The 17,513-nt window shown below is 47.7% G+C and carries 16 protein-coding genes; 7 read left to right on the plus strand and 9 right to left on the minus strand.

Annotated elements, in window-relative coordinates; genetic code table 11:
• Positions 1-358 precede the first annotated feature (358 nt).
• Complete coding sequence (locus NK638_RS08405; protein ID WP_075101845.1) at positions 359-853, plus strand: pyridoxamine 5'-phosphate oxidase family protein; 495 nt, start codon at positions 359-361, stop codon at positions 851-853.
• 194 nt (positions 854-1,047) lie between these two features.
• On the opposite strand, the gene pgsA is transcribed toward NK638_RS08405, so the two are convergent.
• The 5 genes from pgsA to acs form a co-directional block, all read right to left on the minus strand.
• The gene (gene pgsA, locus NK638_RS08410) at positions 1,048-1,728 is read right to left on the minus strand and encodes a CDP-diacylglycerol--glycerol-3-phosphate 3-phosphatidyltransferase (RefSeq protein ID WP_192993589.1); all 681 of its coding nucleotides are present in this window, start codon (positions 1,726-1,728) and stop codon (positions 1,048-1,050) included.
• A gap of 243 nt (positions 1,729-1,971) precedes the next feature.
• Positions 1,972-2,184, minus strand: a complete 213-nt coding sequence (locus tag NK638_RS08415) for a hypothetical protein (RefSeq protein ID WP_274632649.1) — start codon at positions 2,182-2,184, stop codon at positions 1,972-1,974.
• Between the two features lie 45 nt (positions 2,185-2,229).
• Entirely contained in the window at positions 2,230-2,670 is a 441-nt protein-coding gene (locus NK638_RS08420; protein ID WP_105244671.1) for an MgtC/SapB family protein, read from the minus strand.
• Between the two features lie 91 nt (positions 2,671-2,761).
• Entirely contained in the window at positions 2,762-3,958 is a 1,197-nt protein-coding gene (locus tag NK638_RS08425; protein ID WP_274632650.1) for an NAD(P)/FAD-dependent oxidoreductase, read from the minus strand.
• A gap of 211 nt (positions 3,959-4,169) precedes the next feature.
• Positions 4,170-6,131 carry an acetate--CoA ligase gene (gene acs, locus NK638_RS08430; RefSeq protein WP_274632651.1) on the minus strand — a complete coding sequence of 654 codons (1,962 nt, stop codon included), beginning with the start codon at positions 6,129-6,131 and terminating at the stop codon, positions 4,170-4,172.
• 543 nt (positions 6,132-6,674) lie between these two features.
• Here acs and NK638_RS08435 point away from each other — a divergent pair.
• Positions 6,675-7,931: an NAD(P)/FAD-dependent oxidoreductase gene (locus NK638_RS08435; RefSeq protein ID WP_274632661.1), complete on the plus strand. Its 1,257-nt coding sequence runs from the start codon at positions 6,675-6,677 to the stop codon at positions 7,929-7,931.
• A 208-nt stretch (positions 7,932-8,139) separates the two neighbouring features.
• Positions 8,140-9,102, plus strand: coding sequence for a pirin family protein (locus NK638_RS08440; protein ID WP_274632652.1), 963 nt, complete (start codon positions 8,140-8,142; stop codon positions 9,100-9,102).
• Positions 9,103-9,337: 235 nt separating this feature from the next.
• Here the strand turns inward: NK638_RS08440 and nemA are convergent, their stop codons facing one another.
• Complete coding sequence (nemA, locus tag NK638_RS08445) at positions 9,338-10,447, minus strand: alkene reductase (RefSeq protein WP_274632653.1); 1,110 nt, start codon at positions 10,445-10,447, stop codon at positions 9,338-9,340.
• A gap of 560 nt (positions 10,448-11,007) precedes the next feature.
• Between nemA and NK638_RS08450 the strand changes: the two genes are divergently transcribed.
• Positions 11,008-11,508 carry a hypothetical protein gene (locus NK638_RS08450; RefSeq protein ID WP_274632654.1) on the plus strand — a complete coding sequence of 167 codons (501 nt, stop codon included), beginning with the start codon at positions 11,008-11,010 and terminating at the stop codon, positions 11,506-11,508.
• Positions 11,509-11,646: 138 nt separating this feature from the next.
• On the opposite strand, the gene NK638_RS08455 is transcribed toward NK638_RS08450, so the two are convergent.
• Positions 11,647-12,549 carry a DMT family transporter gene (locus NK638_RS08455; protein ID WP_274632655.1) on the minus strand — a complete coding sequence of 301 codons (903 nt, stop codon included), beginning with the start codon at positions 12,547-12,549 and terminating at the stop codon, positions 11,647-11,649.
• A 133-nt stretch (positions 12,550-12,682) separates the two neighbouring features.
• Positions 12,683-13,957, minus strand: coding sequence for a tryptophan synthase subunit beta (trpB, locus tag NK638_RS08460; protein ID WP_274632656.1), 1,275 nt, complete (start codon positions 13,955-13,957; stop codon positions 12,683-12,685).
• A gap of 316 nt (positions 13,958-14,273) precedes the next feature.
• Here trpB and NK638_RS08465 point away from each other — a divergent pair, with 316 nt between their 5' ends.
• A complete protein-coding gene (locus NK638_RS08465) occupies positions 14,274-14,540 on the plus strand; it encodes a hypothetical protein (protein WP_274632657.1) in 267 nt (88 codons plus the stop codon).
• Positions 14,541-14,887: 347 nt separating this feature from the next.
• Here the strand turns inward: NK638_RS08465 and NK638_RS08470 are convergent, their stop codons facing one another.
• Complete coding sequence (locus NK638_RS08470; protein WP_274632658.1) at positions 14,888-15,142, minus strand: DUF4282 domain-containing protein; 255 nt, start codon at positions 15,140-15,142, stop codon at positions 14,888-14,890.
• Positions 15,143-15,329: 187 nt separating this feature from the next.
• Between NK638_RS08470 and NK638_RS08475 the strand changes: the two genes are divergently transcribed.
• Both NK638_RS08475 and NK638_RS08480 read left to right on the plus strand, forming a co-directional pair.
• Positions 15,330-16,349 (plus strand): lipoate--protein ligase, encoded by a 1,020-nt coding sequence (locus NK638_RS08475; protein WP_274632659.1) that lies wholly within the window; start codon positions 15,330-15,332, stop codon positions 16,347-16,349.
• A gap of 224 nt (positions 16,350-16,573) precedes the next feature.
• Positions 16,574-17,513, plus strand: a 940-nt coding sequence (locus NK638_RS08480) for a PAAR domain-containing protein (RefSeq protein ID WP_274632660.1), incomplete at its 3' end; no start/stop codon positions are given.

The following is a 17,513-nucleotide window of genomic DNA, read 5'->3' on the forward strand; positions in this document are numbered from 1 at the left end:
TAAAATTTATACCAGTAGCGCGTTTAAATCCATAACAGTTTTACATTCAGCTAACCATATAGTCTTACTCATATAGTCTTACTTGGCTTATCTGTTTAGCATTGAGGATTTGCAAAGCAGCAAGCTTCGATGGATGCCGTCACAATTTTTACCTAATACTTATAGTCCTTACAAACCGTCACATCGCATTACTGGCAGCCTATATAAATGCTTTGCCAGTAGTCGTTATGCTAGATGGCAGTTGCGGGATAGCGGAGGTTTTTTATATATTCAAAGTCTCTGCTCAAAGCCAATCGACGTCACCATCAAATATCAACAATCTATAACCCTAACAAACTATAAAGAAAAGGAAATCCCTATGAGTAGACAAGACCATATCGATAAAGTGCAAGAATTGGTAAAAGACGTTAAATTTGCCATGATGACCACCCGTACGCATGAAGACCACCTGCACGCCTGCCCGATGACCACCAGCGAAACCAGTATCGGTGCCAAAGAGATTTGGTTTATCGGTGATAAAACCACCGAAACCGTCAAAGACATCGAAAGAAACCCACAAGTAAACTTGGCTTATGTCAGCCAAGACGCCAAAAATTACGTCTCGATCAATGGTAAAGCCGAGCTGGTTGAAGACCAAGAAAAGCTCGATGAGCTATGGTCGCCGATTTATAATGCGTTTTACGAGCAAGGCAAAGAAGATCCAAATGTCCAGCTCATCAAAGTCGTGCCACATGGCGCTGAATACTGGCTCAGTGGTAGCTCAGTGGTCAATATGTTTAAGATGACCACCGCTGCGGTCATGGATGGCAAAAAAGCGACCAATCTGGGGGAAAACAACTCCGTAACGCTATAGAGTCAATCGCGCTATAAGAAGTATTACATAACAAGAAGTATAAATATAAGCGATAACCATAGCAAAAAACGCCAGTGGCTGATGCGACTGGCGTTTTTTTGCTGGGAATTAGGTGTTAAATATTAGGTGTTGATATCTAGTATTAAAAACTAGGGTCTTTGACCGGTAGATGCCTTTATAGACAGATTTGAATATCAGCCGTTTTGTTTGAGGTACGGCCAAGCCGCTTTTAGATAAATCATCATCGACCATAGCGTCAAAACCACGGCGGCCACCATAAGCGCATAGCCGATGGTTTCAAGCGACTCCCAGTTTAGCAGCAATACGGTAATCGCCACCATCTGAAAGGTGGTCTTGAGCTTGCCGACATAGGAGACCGCCACACTGGTGCCTTTGCCCAGCTCAGCCATCCACTCACGTAGCGCCGATACCGCGATTTCACGCGAGATAATCACAATCGCTGCGATGGCCATGATGATATTTGGGTGCCACTGCACGAGGATAATCAAAGCTGCCGCCACCATCAGCTTGTCAGCGACAGGGTCCAAAAAGCGGCCAAAGGCTGAGGTGACATTGAGCTTACGAGCAAAATAACCGTCTAGCCAATCGGTAATCGCCGCTAAGATAAACACACTCGTCAATAATAAATGGCGCAATAAGCTATCGCTAAACTCACTCATCCCTACCCGCGCGATGACATTATCTGAGATAGCAGGCATGCCAATCCCCATCGCTGGCGGCCAGTAAGCAATCGCTACAAACAGCGGAATCATTAAGATACGAGCAATGGTCAGATTGTTTGGCAAGTTAAAAATACTTTTGGTATTTTGCTTACTTGGTGGTTCCTGCGTATGCAAATGCGTACTCTCAGTCATGGCAAACCCAGTTTTATATAGACATAATAATGGCAGATAGCTTAGCACTTTTCGGGCAAGCCGTCATGCCATCTCTTACGCTGCCCCCAAAGATAAAACGTAATGTCATGTAACCAAAATCGCCAAATCGTAGCCAAATCACCATCAGTTGCGTTATGATAGCCATGCAAAAGAAAACACTTGTACACTTAAATATGTAAGTAAATATATCTGCCTATTGAACGGATTATAATTGCCCTAATCTTAGTAAGTATAGTCAGTACCGAAGATGTCTTTGTAGATTTGTAGATAAGAACCAAAACGGCCATGTACAGTACTTTTGAGCATACTACTGATGTGTTTAGTGCCATGCAGTGTCGATGAAAACACGTAATAACCGCATAATAACAACAAGACACCACCACTGCCTTGTAGCACGATTTTGCTACCTGTCCAGTTTTCCTCAGCCCACAGCACCTCCTCTGTGGGCTTTTTTTTGGCTGGTAAATTTTCTACAGTAGATTATGGAGTGTCTTTTTCTTTTTTGCTCTTAAAAGGCTCAGAAAACTGCAAAATCAAAAAACCAACCGCAGACAGAATAATGGCAATCTCGTAGCGACCATAGGCCACCGAAATGCCGATTGCGCCCGTGTTCCATAAGCTGGCCGCCGTGGCAGTGCCTTTTGAACCCATCTCGTTTTTAAAAATCGCTCCGCCGCCGATAAAGCCCATACCCGTGATGATGGCATACATAATCCTCGCCTCACCTGCTGATTCATAGATATCCATACCCACCAGCATAAATGCACAAGAGGCAATCGTCACTAGCGGAAACGTCCTCAGCCCCGCGCCGTTGTCTTTCATCTCGCGGTTGAGCGCGATGGGCAACGATAAAATAAAGGCAACACCCAATTGGAAAAAGTGGTACTGCATGAGGTCTAAGTCTATATCGAATCCAAACATAGCATCTCCTCCATGAATATTATCAACGGGCCTCCCGCCCAGCGCCGATTATTATAAACGCCCTCTGTCATTATCAAGGGGTAGCAACGCATCACCCTGCAAGCGCGGCGCAGATCACCTCAGCTGTCTGCTGCGCCATGTGATAGCAGCTCTCGATATTGCCTTGCCCGCACCAGTCGCCACTGACGATCCATTGACGAGACGCATCAGTGAGTACGCCTTGGGCGGGGGTTTGCGCATCGGAGCGCGTCGCGGCATAGCGCCAGCGATGACAGTCGATCTGTGTGGGGGCACAGGTATCATCCCAGCCCAAAGCATGCTGCGCTGCTGTCAATAGCGCAGCTTGTACCTGCCCTATCTCTTCATCGACCTGCTGCTCGGACCAGTCGTTGCGGGCATGGATGGTGATACTCGGTAGCAGCGTTTCATGGGCAGGTTTGCGCTGCTCTATAAATATCCTATCGATGATCGAATCATTGACATAAGCGACGTCCCATCTGCTACCGTCTTCTGCATCCGTCAACGCCGCAGGAAGTGCCTGCCCCTCATTCCAGCCGAGCATCAGCGTGTAGCAAGCTTGCATCTTGATGGTGATGATGCTCTCTTGTTTGTCAAAGCCACTGCCAGCCATCAGCTCGCCCGCTTGCACGTTTGGCGCGGTACAGATCACCCAGTCAAATAGCCCAAGACTATGGCCTGCTTCATCAAACAGCTCAGTTTTTTGCTTAGTTTGTTGCTTATTTTCGCCAGCTGCTGGCTCAGTGTACTGCGCCAGCGGTGCCACACGGGTTTGAAAACGCATGGTGGTGTGCTGTAGCTCGCCTGCCAACGCGCGCCCCCAACTGGTCATCTTTGGGATACTGATATAGCGAGCTTGCTCGGTATTCCAGCGCTCTTTTTTTATGGTAGAGGGCCGCTGACCCGCCGTATGGGCAGTGGTCATCTCGATCACATTGGCACACCACGGCTGTATCATACCCACGTCGAGCCATGGCGCTATAAACTGCTGAAAGCTGGCGGTCTTTGCGGTAAAAAACTGCGCCCCAAACGCCCATTGCCAGTTTTTATGCGTTTGGCTATCGCGGCGATATCGGGTGGCCAAACGCCCCACGCTGCGAGATTTTTCAAAAATCGTCAGCTGCGGCATCGGCTGGGCGGCAGGCGTATGACCAAACGCACGCTCCAACAAAGTGGCGGTAAACAGTCCCGTCAACCCGCCACCGATGATGGCAATGGTCGGTGCAGCGGTATCAGCAGGATGACAAGAGTGGAGTGTGTGCTCAGACATAACGACAGTCGGCCTTGTGGTGTTTTGATCAAAAAATAATGTGTGTAAGCCAGCATGTGCAGGCAGTCTTGTGCAGATAGCGAGGCTCATAAAAGCTATTGAACCCTTAAAACCTGCTGATATCAATATCATCTACGTAAAAAAGCCATGCTACCGTCGATAACATGGCTTTTTTTATTGTTGATATTATTATTACTATTTACTTACCTGCTTACTCACCGCGTTCTGCCTTGACCACCTCAACCAGCTGATTGATCACTGAGCTATCGGCTAGCGTGGATAGGTCGCCCAAGCCCACATACTGCCCTGCAGCCAAATTACGCAAGATACGGCGCATGATCTTGCCTGAGCGGGTTTTGGGCAGTGCATCGACGATATAGATAGCATCAAGATTGGCAATCGGGCCGATTTCTGTACGCACATGGCGATTTAGCTCGGCTTTTAGCGACTCTGTGGCCGTCTCGCCAGATTTTAGGATAATAAAGGCGCAAACCCCCATGCCGCGTATCTCATGCGGCATACCGACGATGGCAGCCTCAGCGGTCGCCGGATGCGCCACCACCGCGCTTTCGATCTCCGCTGTGCCTAAGCGATGGCCTGAGACATTGAGCACATCATCGACACGGCCAGTGATCCAGTAGTGTCCATCTTCGTCGCGCTGCGCGCCGTCCCCTGTAAAGTAATAACCTGGGTACTCACTAAAGTATGTCTTTAAAAAGCGCTCATGGTCGTTATAAATCGTACGCATCTGCCCCGGCCAGCTGCTCTTAATTACCAGATTGCCTTCGGCAGCGCCTTCTAAAACCTCGCCATCCGTATTGACAATCTCTGGCTTGATACCGTATAGCGGGTTCATTGCCGCCCCTGGTTTTGGCGCCACCGTACCTGGTATGGGAGCCATGAGAATACCGCCTGTCTCAGTCTGCCACCATGTATCGACGATGGGGCATTTGCCACTACCAACGATATGATAATACCAGTCCCAAGCTTCTGGGTTTATTGGCTCGCCGACCGTACCCAGCAAGCGTAGGCTGGAGCGATCCGACTCACGGACAAAGGCATCGCCCTCTTTCATCATCGCCCGAACCGCTGTCGGCGCCGTGTACAAAATCGTCACGTCATGCTTATCAATGATATGACCAATGCGCGCCCACGTTGGATACTCAGGCACCCCCTCAAACATCACGGTCGTCGTACCATTGGCAAGGGGTGCATAAGTGGTATAAGTATGCCCCGTCACCCAGCCGACATCCGCTGTACACCAATAGACGTCATCGTCTTTGATATCAAACACGTCACGGAAAGTTGAGATGGCATACGTCAGATAGCCGCCTGTGGTGTGCAGCACGCCTTTGGGCTTACCCGTAGAGCCTGAGGTGTATAATAAAAACAACGGGTCTTCGGCATTCATCACCTCAGGCTCGCAATGCTCAGACTCGCCATCGATTAAGGTATGGTACCAAATGTCGCGGCGGCCACTCATCGGTACTGAGTTACCAGTACGGTGCACGACGACGACGTTAGTGACCGTGTCGGTGCCATCCATGTCCAACGCCCGATCGACGTTGGCTTTTAGCGGAGTGTGTTTATTGCCGCGCACGCCCTCGTCTGCGGTAATGATGACTTTGGAGCGACTATCGACCAAGCGATTGCCCAAGCTCTCAGCAGAAAAACCGCCAAATACCACAGAGTGTACTGCGCCGATGCGGGTACAGGCCAGCATAGCGATCATCGCCTCTGGTATCATTGGCATATATAGGGTCACTCGATCGCCTTTTTCGACACCCAGCTTGCGCAGTGCATTGCCCAACCGGCAGACTTCTTCGTGCAGCTCTTTAAATGAGATGATTTTATGCTGCGACGGGTGATCGCCTTCCCAAATGATGGCAGGCTTGTAAGGATGGGTCTTTAGATGACGATCGAGACAGTTGACAGAGACATTGAGCTGGCCGTCTTCAAACCATTTGATGCGAAAATCGTCCAAATCATAGTTGACGTCGCTGATTTTGGTGGGTTTTTTTATCCAATCGACCAGCTCGGCACGCTGTGCCCAAAAGGCATCATTGCTCTCAGGAGATTCGATAGATTGCTGATAGTCTGTTTGGTATTGCTCCGCGCTGGTATTGGCGGCGGCAAGAAAGTCGTCTGCAACAGGAAATGATTTTTGCGTCATAGTATTCATCCTTTTTCATTATTATGACTCGCACAAACCGCCGCGCGCGACTGTCTGTACAAGCAATAAGAGTCATCTTCCATAATGTGTGACACTCTGTGTTAGTTTGACAAATAAGCGGGACGGTTGCAAGGCATCAATGCCCATTCATAACAATTTCACTGTACAGCCGTATACTTGCTTATTGCTGGCGCGCGACTGCACCATTACATTTAATCCTTGTAACCTGATATGAAATATGGACAATAGCTACACGCCAGCGGCGATGACACGCGCTTATATTGGCTTTTTTTCGCCGATGAGGGTTTTTGACTGTTGTTACGCACTTAACCTGTTTAGCTTCCCTTTATTTGGGTTGTTCTATATCTGGGTTTACCTTTATATGGGCTAATCTAGACGTCACGCGCATCCCCCACCCCTTTTTATTTATGAGATCCCCATGAGTCACCATCGTCCCGCTTCCCACTCTACCCATTACGACGTCATCATCATCGGTGCGGGCGCGTCCGGTCTTACGCTTCCCACTCTACCCATTACGACGTCATCATCATCGGTGCGGGCGCGTCCGGTCTATACTGTGCGCTTACCGCTGGTCGCCGTGGTCGCCGCGTGCTGGTGCTCGACCATGCCAATAAAGCAGGTAAGAAAATCCTCATGTCGGGGGGCGGACGCTGCAATTTTACCAACTATGTCGTCGAGCCGAGCCATTTTATCGGCGCCAATCCGCACTTTTGTAAGTCGGCCTTGAGCCGTTATTCTAATTGGGAGTTTATCAGTATGGTAGCGGCGCACCATATTCCCTATCATGAGCGCGAGCACGGTCAGCTGTTTTGTGACGACTCAGCCCAAGACATCGTGACCATGCTGCTAGATGAGTGCGCGGCAGTCGGTGTGCATATCAAGCTTAGTACACAGATTGATGGCGTAAAGCCAATCGATAGTGCCAACCATGCACGCTTTGAGTTGAGCACCAGCAAATCGCTGAGTAAAAAAGAAAAGCAAGCAAGAAAAGAGGCCATAAGCTCGCCCACGTTGCCACAAACCATTTACCGCTGTGAGTCGCTGGTGGTGGCAACGGGCGGCTTGTCGATTCCAACGATGGGTGCCAGCGGTCTTGGCTATGAGCTGGCGCAGCAGTTTGGTCATACTCTGGTGGCAACCGATGCCAGCCTCGTGCCTTTTACCTTTACCGATCAGACTGGCGAGCTTATCCGCTCACTGGCAGGCATCAGCCTGCCGGTGATTGCCAGCAATGAGCGTATCTCCTTTAGACTACCGCTGCTATTTACTCATCGCGGGCTCTCAGGCCCTGCCATGCTTCAGCTTTCAAACTATTGGCATACTGGAGAAACCATCCGTATCAACCTGCTGCCAGATACTGATATGACTGCGCTCCTGCTTGCTCACAAAAAATCCCATCCACGCCAGCTGGTTCGTACCGTTTTGGCTGACCATACCACCAGCCCGCTACCAAAAAAACTGCTCTCCGCCCTACAAGCGCATCTGTGGGATGACATCAAAGAAACCGAGCTTGCCAATATCAAAGACGAGCGGCTACTGGAGCTGGGCGCGGCGCTCAACGGCTGGCAGCTCAAACCCTCTGGCACCGAGGGCTACCGCACCGCCGAGGTCACGCGTGGCGGGGTGACCACCGACGAGGTATCATCAAAGACCATGCAAAGCAATTTGCAAGAGAGTTTATATTTTATCGGTGAGGTGCTAGACGTCACCGGCTGGCTGGGCGGCTATAATTTTCAGTGGGCGTGGGCCAGTGGCCATGTATGCGGCGAGATAGTATAAGTGGTATAAGCCGCATTATCATGCCCCCGCTGCTCCTGCTCTATGTAAAAAACCCAACCCAACCAATCTTGCGTCAGTGAGATAATGACTCAAACAAGCATAATATGTGTTATTTTGAATATATACTGAGATAATACTATATTGAGGCATCTGACGCTTGGCTCCCGTCATGCTGCATAAGCCATATACTATTTTTATGAGGTGATACATGCGTCCGATCAAACATATTCATGGTGACAAAGCGCCGCAATGGATAGGTGATGGTTTTTATGTAAAAACCTTAATCAACCATTTGGATGATGACCCCGACATTAACTATCGCCATACTGACCCGTTTTTGTTATTTGACTATGGCCAGCCGACCACCTTTGCCCCAAACCCTCATTATCAGACCAAGCCACACGGCATCGGACAACATCCGCACAAAGGCTTTGAGGCAGTGACTGTCGCGTATGCAGGTGAGATCAGTCACGCTGACTCGGCCGGCGGTCGCGGCGATATTTTGGCAGGTGATGCCCAGTGGATGACCACAGGGCGCGGAATCACGCATGAGGAGTTTCACTCTGAGGCGTTTGGTGCGCGCGGCGGGCTATTTAGCATGGTACAGCTGTGGGTTAATCTGCCGAGCGCTCATAAACTAACAGCGCCAAGATATCAGAGCATCAAGCGCGCCGACATGCCGATGGTGAGGCTAGCAGCAGATAGTAACCATCAAACAGCGATTGGCACAGCGGCGATTATCGCTGGTGATTGGCAAGGTATTAAAGGGGCGGCCAGCACCTTTACACCCATTAACCTTTGGGACATCGCGCTACATCGTGCAGGCGCAACGACACTACAGCTCCCTGATACTCACAATGTGCTCCTGCTGGTACAAGAAGGCGAGGTGCTGGTGAATGGCACCGCCATCAGTGCGGGTCATTTGATACAATTTGCCGCGCCAACCCAGCACCGCGCTGAGATGGCGGCGGAGCAATTGGCAACTCATGACCGTATTGAGCTGTGCCTTCTCGCCGCTAACACGCCTGTCGAAACTTCTGCCAAACTGCTGTTACTTAGCGGTGAGCCTATCGGCGAGCCTGTAGCAGCCCACGGACCCTTTGTCATGAATACCAAAGAAGAGCTACATCAAACCTTGCGTGATTATCAAGCGGGTCGTTTTGGTCAATGACCCCTGTATCAGTAGCCGCTATATCAATGACCGCTATATCGTCGATACTAAGGCGTATCTCAATTCAATCAATAGCCGTCTAAATGAGCTAAAAATGAGGAGCTGCCCTACTAAAAGGTCTGTCAAAATTAACAAATATCGAAGCCCTAACATAGAATTTCTCATAAAAAAGCCGCTTTACAAAGATGTAAAGCGGCTTTTTAACGCTTAAAATTTAAAGTTAATCGTCGCTACATTAGGCTTGTTTTTTATCCAAATAAGGATAATCGGTGTAGCCCTCGCTACCGCCACCATAAAAGCTCTGCGGATGCTGCTCATTTAACGGTGCATCTTGACGAATACGCTCCGGCAAATCAGGATTGGCAAGAAAGTCACGACCAAAGGCAACCGCGTCGATATAGCCGGCTTGGATATTTTGCGATGCTTTTTCGGCAGTATAGCCGCCAGCTGCGATAATCATGTTGTCGAACGCTTGGCGGATACGCTGGCGGAAGCCTTCGGTATAAGGCGTGCCACCCGCCCAATCAGGCTCAGAGATATGCAGATACATCAGATTGCGTTTATTGAGCTGCTCAATCAGCCAGATATTATCGTCTTCATCATAGCCAGCATCTACGCCATTAAACGAGCCTTGCGGAGAGATACGAATACCAACGTGATCGTTATCCCAAGCCGCAATACAAGCGTCAACGACCTCGAGCGTTAGACGGGCACGGTTTTCTTTACTACCACCGTATTCATCATCGCGCTTATTGGTGTGCTCGGCCCAAAACTGATGCAATAGGTAGCCATGAGCGCCGTGGACTTCTACCCCATCAAACCCAGCTTCGCGAGCCATGGTTGTTGCATGAGCGAAGTCTTTGACCACTTGCTTAATGTCGTCCAAAGTCGCCGGGCGCGGCGGTGTGGCTTCGACGCGAATCGCTTGATTATCGCTATCACGCAGTGACGTGCGAGCGCCGACTTCGACATCGGAGGCGGAGATCGGCGCTTGCCCATCTGGCTGCACGCTTTTGTGCGCGACCAGTCCTGTGTGCCACATCTGCACGACGATTTTGCCGCCTTTGCCATGGACATTATCGACCACAGCTTTCCATGCTGTAACTTGATCCTTAGTATGAATACCAGGCGCGCCAGCATAGCCTTTGGCCTGAAAGGATACCTGCGTCGCTTCGGTGATGACCAGCCCTGCTCCTGCGCGCTGCGAATAATACTCGCCTGCCATTGCGGTCGGCACATCGCCTGGCTCGACTGCGCGCAGACGGGTCAGAGGTGCCATAATGATACGGTTTTTTAGGGTTTGGCTGCCCATTTTGACAGGTTCAAATAAATTATCGTATGCCATATTGTGTCCTATGGTGTTTGTCGTGATTGGTGAATGTTCGTTATTATACTGCTGCCTATAGTCGACGCTAAATAAATCAGATACATCGCTATCAAGTCGCTCAATGCTTTGTCATGCATATTTATTATGGTATCGGTGCGCTGCGTATCTATATGCGCTGCGACCGAATAAAGGCATAAAAAGTCATATTGAACGACCGTTATCTTTATAGGGAGCGGATGGATTTATTCAAGCAAGCGTTACAAACAAAAACACCTCTGGTCTTTATCTATCCTGCCCTTTGTCCTGCCATCCATGCAGCAAATCAACGCAGCCAATCATGCTCAATGATATGACGATAAAACCTCGGCTAAATATGTCACAATGACGCGTACCATACTGCCCTGCGCCCTATATCCTATCTCTAGCTTGTGTGTCTCTCGATTAAATAGAGAAAGCTAACATTTATCAATATAAAAGCAACGCCGTTATCCAATAATAGACGGTGTTTTATTCGTATTAAATAGTGGCAATATCGCGTATTTAACGTATCAAAAATATCGATCAAATAGAGAAAAAACATGCAAACGCCAACCGCAGCGCCCCAAACAAAGCATCGCAAACACCTTGCAAAAAAATACTTGCCAGCGGCTTGCAGTGTGGGGCTTATGTTGGCCTTGAGCGGCTGTCTTACGCCAGAAAAGCTCGACTATCAGCTAATGCGACAAGAAGATGCAAAATGGGTCGCGGTCGAGCAACTGACCGATAGACTCATCGCCGTTGGCAAGCCCAGCGCGCCTATTAGAGGAGTGAATAATGCGATTGTGCTTGCAGGGGAAAAGCGCAGCTATCTGGTACAAAGCACAGACCAAGACCCTGAGCTGACAGCTATACTAAATCACGTCGATCTGGCGTACTTTTCCTTTAAACTCATGCCAACAAAAGACACGCCGCACTTTGCGATAAGAATTGGTGAAAGTGGCTGTCCCTCTCGCCCTGACGTTTTATCATTATCAGCCAGACACCATGTTGGCAGAAGAAAAAAAGCTAAAGGCGCTGATGCCTCTTGCCAAAGCCTTTGACATCATTACCTTCCCTATTCAGCTGGTCATGGTCGGAGGCGTAAATTAACCACACCGCCGCGGGCTTGACATGGTATTTATCTGCTAGTATTTGACTGCAAGTCCTTACCTTTCAGCGATGAGATGGCCTGCGCGAGTTTAGGATTTCAGCAGTTTTTTAACCGACAACTCAAGCGACAGATAAGTGCCGATTAATATCACTACCGAGCCAATGATGGCGCGGGTATCTAGCGCCTCGCCCAACAGCACATAGCCCAAGATAATGGCAAAAATCGGAATCACCAAAGTGATGCTCGTTGCCCGCGTCGGTCCGATGTTTTTGATCAATTGGTTCATAAAGATGAGGGCAATCGCTGTAGAAAAGACACCTATACAAACCACCGACACCCACGCCTTGGCGCTGATGCTCTGATCATAAGGAAACGCATAAAAAGCCACAGGCAGCATCAAAATACTGGCGATGATCAGCGAGCCTGCAGTGATGGCCACGGGTGAGACATTATATAAATAATGACGGGTGATATTGGCTCCGACTGCATAGCCGACACAAGCAAGTAGCGCATAGCCCATTGGCAACAAACCGTTAGCCAATCCGGCCTCTGAGACACCGCCAGCAAACAAGCTTTCGCTCATCAAAATAGCGACTCCGATCACACCGATGACCAAGCCCAGCACTTGTCTTTTGGACAGCCGGTCTTTAAAAAAAATACTGGCGATAAAGCCGCTCATCATCGGCACAGAGGCATTGAGCACCGCCAACACCCCTGCGTTGACTGACTGAGCAGAAAAAGAAAACAACACAAACGGCAGAGCCGCAGAAAAAATACCAACCAGCGCCAGCAGCTGCCAACGATCACGCAGACCGTCACGGTTTTTCTTATTGACCATGACAAACGCCAGCATCACCAGCCCAGCAAATATCACCCGCAGACTGGCAAACGCTAATGAGCCAAACTCAGGCACGCCAATACGATAAAACACAAACGACAGCGACCACATAAACGACAGCGTGATAAAAATAATGAGATCGCGTTTGCTCATGGGTTCGTCCTAGTTAGCGCTGAGACCGTCTTAGCAGTCATAAAAAATGCCATGTGATAAAACATGGCAATGATAACAGCTTAGGACGTATTGAACATAGCGTAAGTAGCGATTAAATATCGACATCTGATTGCTAATTTGACAAATCCACTTTGTCTAAGACAAAATCAATATCTTTGTCACCGCGGCCTGATAAATTGACCAAAATCGTCTCATCAGGCGACATATCTTTGGCCGCACGCATCGCATAGGCGATGGCGTGTGCCGTCTCTAGAGCAGGTATGATGCCTTCAAGCCGCGATAGCGCCATAAATGCCTCTAGGCACTCTGCATCTGTCGCTGACTCATAAGTGGCCAGATTGTTGTCCTTCAAGAGTGAGTGCTGCGGGCCAACGCCCGGATAATCAAGACCGGAGGCAATTGAATGTACAGGCGCAGGCTCGCCGTCTTTATCGAGTAGCACGTAGCATTTAAACCCATGAATCTCGCCTTTCGTCCCAAGCGTCATCGTCGCCGCGTGATTGGGCGTATCAAGACCTTCGCCTGCAGGCTCGACGCCGACTTTTTCTACCTCTGTATCACCCAAAAACCCGCTAAAAAGACCAATGGCATTGGAGCCGCCACCGACACAAGCGACCACTTTGTCCGGCAGTTTTCCAGTAGCGTCCAAAAACTGTACACGTGCCTCACGGCCAATCACTGACTGAAAGTAGCTGACGATTTCTGGATATGGCGCAGGCCCGAGTGCTGAGCCAATGGCAAACATACTGGTGTCCAGCTCATTGAGATACGTCTCAAACGCACTATCGACTGCCTCTTTTAGCGTGCCCGCGCCGCGCGATACCGGCACGATATTGGCACCTAAGATTTTCATCCGGCTGACATTGGGATGCTCTTTTTCGATATCGACGACGCCCATGTGGATCTCACACTCCATGCCCATCAGCGCCGCTGCCGTAGCTAGTGCTACACCATGTTGCCCTGCACCTGTCTCGGCGATGACTTTGGTTTTGCCGAGCTTTTTGGCGAGTAACACTTCCCCTATACAGTGATTAATCTTGTGTGCGCCGGTGTGATTCAAGTCCTCACGTTTAAAATAAATCTGCGCGCCGCCGCAATGCTCGCTTAAGCGTCTGGCATGAAATATCGGACTAGGCCGACCAATGTAAGTCTGACGCAAGCGGCTCATCTCATTAACAAAATCATCGTCTTTAATGATCGCACGAAAGCCTGTCTCGATCTCCTCCATCGCTTTTGCCAGCTCAGGATGCTCAATCTTGCCGCCATACTCGCCATACAGCCCATCATTACTTGGCAAGATTGATTGGTGCAGACCGTAGCTGTCTATTACGTTTTTTATATTATGGTTTTTTGTGGTATGGCTGCTGGCGGTGTTTTCTGTTGTCATCGTAAACCCTTGTATCTATTAAATGTGATGCCGTGATTTTGCTCATTAAAAACAGATTTGACTGTAACAAATTTAGTTAACAAATTTAGTTGTATCTTTGTTCTAGTACACTGAAACGGATTCTAAGCCAACTTGTCATCTAGGTCAAGTCGCATCGTATATTTGACTGACCCATCCTCTCGTCATGCACCGTTTTTTTATGCACGATATGTCACCGAAACGGCAGACATCGCACAAACTGTCGCCAATAAATAATAAAGTAAGGTAATATTGCTAGACTCTCGTTCATTAAATAAATCAGACCATCCGGAAGCCTATGCAGCGTCGTCACCTTATCAAATCCATGGGCTTTGGGCTGGGAGCCGTCAGCACCTCTGCAGCCATCAGCGGCTGCCAAACCCTCGCCAAGCAGCCAAAACTGCCTGCGACTGTCACCCAAGCGGGTCACTTTGACAATATCATCGTCGGTAGTGGCTATGGCGGCGCGTTAATCCCCAGTAGCGCTGGTGTCAATCCGTATGTGTTTATCACCGGACTTGCTGAGCGCAATATGGCGAATATTTTGCGGGAAGATTTTGGGTAAGGTATTAGAGTTTTAGAATTTTCTTAGGTGGAGAAATCTCTTGGTAGCATTTCTTTATAAATATATTCATGCCTATTGTGAATTAAGATAAAACTACTATGACTATATCAAAAATCATGTTTGGTCTTAAACGGTGGGCTACATATGCGCTAACCTATAGTCGAGTCTAAATAAAACAGATACATTATATATTAACGTGGAACTGGTATAAATTTTCTTTGCGTGCTGCGCTTGCGCTGCTCGATGCTGCATAAAAATCATCCCAGTCCCACTGTATCGTTTTTATACTGAACTCACTATACTTAGGCACAGCTCGTTAAGACCGAACATTTTTTTCAAGCGCTTACTTACAGTTGACTCTTTTCACTGATTATCTTTAAGTATTTATTATTGCGGAATATAACCATAATAAGCTCGCAATACACTCTGACAGAGATTGCACCGAACACCATAACCATTAACCCTGCAAAAAATCCTGCCGCACCCATACCTGAGAACATCACACTAATACCGCCAACAAAAACGGCAAATAGCGATAGCCAATATATAATAGTTATAACTCTGGGTGTAATGAAAGAATCAAATGATAATAACGAATTCATGGTCTAATGTCCTAAATGAAATGCGGATTGTTAAAGCTAATGACAAAATAAAGCTTAATATTAGGTGTAATATTGTAGCAACATTATACCTATGTAGATTAACAAAACAATCTAATTAGAGACATAAGTTCACTTTAATCGTGATTAATTTTCATACTGCTGTTAAATAATTGAAAAAGGACAAAAAATGAAACTACGCATCCTAAAATCTGCCGTTACCAACCCGTGGTTTAACCTTGCCACCGAAGACTGGATATTTAACACCCTCAACCCCGACTCGCACACGCTATTTTTATGGCGCAATAGCGAGACCGTGGTCATCGGACGCTCGCAAAATCCGTGGGTAGAATGCAAAATCGATAAAATGGAAGCCGACGATGTATTTTTGGCACGGCGGCAAAGCGGCGGCGGCGCGGTGTTTCATGATTTGGGCAATACCAACTTTACCTTTTTATCACCCAAGGCCGACTACGACCAAGATGCTAACTTCACTATTATCGTCAATGCGCTAAAAAAACTCGGTATCGATGCTGAGCAGTCCGGACGTAATGACATGCAAGTCGGCGATAAGAAAATATCAGGCAGCGCCTTTAAGCATGCATCTGACCGTAGCTTTCATCATGGGACACTACTCGTGAACGCTAACATGCAAAAACTCGGCGATTATCTCAATCCGCATCCGCTCAAACTCAAAGCCAAAGGCATCAAATCGGTGCGCTCTCGCGTGGCCAATCTGGTTGAGTTTAATGAACATATCAATCATGAAACTTTAACCGATGCCATTATCGAAGCGTTTTGTGAATACTATCAAGACACTGATTATGACGATACTACGCCCGTAGAGGAACTAGATAGAGACACCCTAGCAAAAGAACCTTCGTTAAACGCCTATTACGAGCAGATGGCGGACTGGAACTGGCGCTTTGGTAAGACGCCGCAGTTTAGCCATCACGTTGAGACCCGTTTTGACTGGGGCATTATCGACTTACATATGGATGTCCAGCAAGCTGTCATTACCGATGTCGTCATCTTCTCTGATGCGCTAAATGTTGAATTAATTGACCTATTAAAAGACACATTGACAGGTATTAAATATGACAAACATGAGATTAATGCCAAGCTTGCTGAGCTGGGCAAAGCACATCCTGAATTGGCAGCACAGATAGACGATGTATCTGCGTGGCTGACTAGTGAGATGGAAGGTTAGGTTTTGCTTGATATCTGTAATGAATGCATAGACTCAACTTCCTTTTGTATTGTAGCCAATTACTCAAAAGCATCTATACTTTACGCCGACTGAGATTGCCATATAGTCTACACCTTTAAATAAACTTAAGTTTGATATTTAGTGTCATAGCCCTCTATAATGTCAGACAAATAATAGACTCAAGTTAAGGGTCCAAACTTTAGGTATTTAAGCAAGGTAGCACTATGGCAGCCTATATAACCGTTGGCGCAAAGACCTCTCACGGTGGGACGGTTATCTCCGGCTCACCGCATACTACTCATAACGGCATCCCTGTCGCGCGTAAAGGCGATAAAGTCATCTGTAAAAAATGCAAAAAGGTCACCACTATTCTTAGTGGTGACCCGTCGTTTATTGTCGATGGTTCGCCTATCGCACGCGGCGGTGATGTGACCAGCTGCGGCGCGAAACTGATTGCGATTCAGCAAGCGTTTGCAGAGTCGGATTTTGATGTAATGGGAGTTGAACAACCTGAGCAATACATGGCGACTTATGGTGATGTAAATCAAGGAAGTGATAGTGGTAATTACTTTAGTATTGAGGATGTATATTTAAATAACAACTTGTTTTCTCCCTATGGTATTAAAACACGTAACCATGTAGGACCTCATGGACAGTCATCAAGAAATGCAGCTCCAGATAAATATGACAAAATATATATCAAAGTCAAAGTGCAGAGTGGTTCATTCAAAAACTTCAAGCTGGATGTATCAGGGACACCAACGCCCCTAGCATCCAAATCTGGCACTTTTAATAAAGGTGATATTATTACGTTAGAGTGGGATGGCTTTATTGGTGATATCTATGCTAGCAAGGCTCTATTAGCTGGCGTCGATTTAAAAGTATCTGCTACAGATTTGAGTAGCAATACTATAGCTAGCGATATAGAAAAAGTTGTATTTAAGTTTAAAAAACAAGATTGGATAGATATTAGTATAGATAGACAAGCAAAGCGCATAGTTGCAAATCTCAGAGTCAGTATATCTGAATTGAAGTGGGATATAGTGCCTGACAGGGTAGTTAGCAATCAAACTCAAAATCAACTCAATAGACCTATAATCTTTAGGGATAAAATGTCTGATTATTTGACCAACAGTGAGGTTGAGAGTTTGGTTAAGCAAGGCG

This window comes from Psychrobacter sp. A3 (assembly GCF_028823565.1).
Lineage (GTDB): Bacteria > Pseudomonadota > Gammaproteobacteria > Pseudomonadales > Moraxellaceae > Psychrobacter > Psychrobacter celer.

What these genes read in the sequence shown, in the direction of transcription:
- NK638_RS08405 (WP_075101845.1), top strand. Translation starts at nt 359, where the DNA reads ATGAGTAGACAAGACCATATCGATAAAGTGCAAGAATTGGTAAAAGAC.
- pgsA (WP_192993589.1), bottom strand. Translation starts at nt 1,728, where the DNA reads ATGACTGAGAGTACGCATTTGCATACGCAGGAACCACCAAGTAAGCAA.
- NK638_RS08420 (WP_105244671.1), bottom strand. Translation starts at nt 2,670, where the DNA reads ATGTTTGGATTCGATATAGACTTAGACCTCATGCAGTACCACTTTTTC.
- NK638_RS08425 (WP_274632650.1), bottom strand. Translation starts at nt 3,958, where the DNA reads ATGTCTGAGCACACACTCCACTCTTGTCATCCTGCTGATACCGCTGCA.
- acs (WP_274632651.1), bottom strand. Translation starts at nt 6,131, where the DNA reads ATGACGCAAAAATCATTTCCTGTTGCAGACGACTTTCTTGCCGCCGCC.
- NK638_RS08440 (WP_274632652.1), top strand. Translation starts at nt 8,140, where the DNA reads ATGCGTCCGATCAAACATATTCATGGTGACAAAGCGCCGCAATGGATA.
- nemA (WP_274632653.1), bottom strand. Translation starts at nt 10,447, where the DNA reads ATGGCATACGATAATTTATTTGAACCTGTCAAAATGGGCAGCCAAACC.
- NK638_RS08450 (WP_274632654.1), top strand. Translation starts at nt 11,008, where the DNA reads ATGCAAACGCCAACCGCAGCGCCCCAAACAAAGCATCGCAAACACCTT.
- NK638_RS08455 (WP_274632655.1), bottom strand. Translation starts at nt 12,549, where the DNA reads ATGAGCAAACGCGATCTCATTATTTTTATCACGCTGTCGTTTATGTGG.
- trpB (WP_274632656.1), bottom strand. Translation starts at nt 13,957, where the DNA reads ATGACAACAGAAAACACCGCCAGCAGCCATACCACAAAAAACCATAAT.
- NK638_RS08465 (WP_274632657.1), top strand. Translation starts at nt 14,274, where the DNA reads ATGCAGCGTCGTCACCTTATCAAATCCATGGGCTTTGGGCTGGGAGCC.
- NK638_RS08470 (WP_274632658.1), bottom strand. Translation starts at nt 15,142, where the DNA reads ATGAATTCGTTATTATCATTTGATTCTTTCATTACACCCAGAGTTATA.
- NK638_RS08475 (WP_274632659.1), top strand. Translation starts at nt 15,330, where the DNA reads ATGAAACTACGCATCCTAAAATCTGCCGTTACCAACCCGTGGTTTAAC.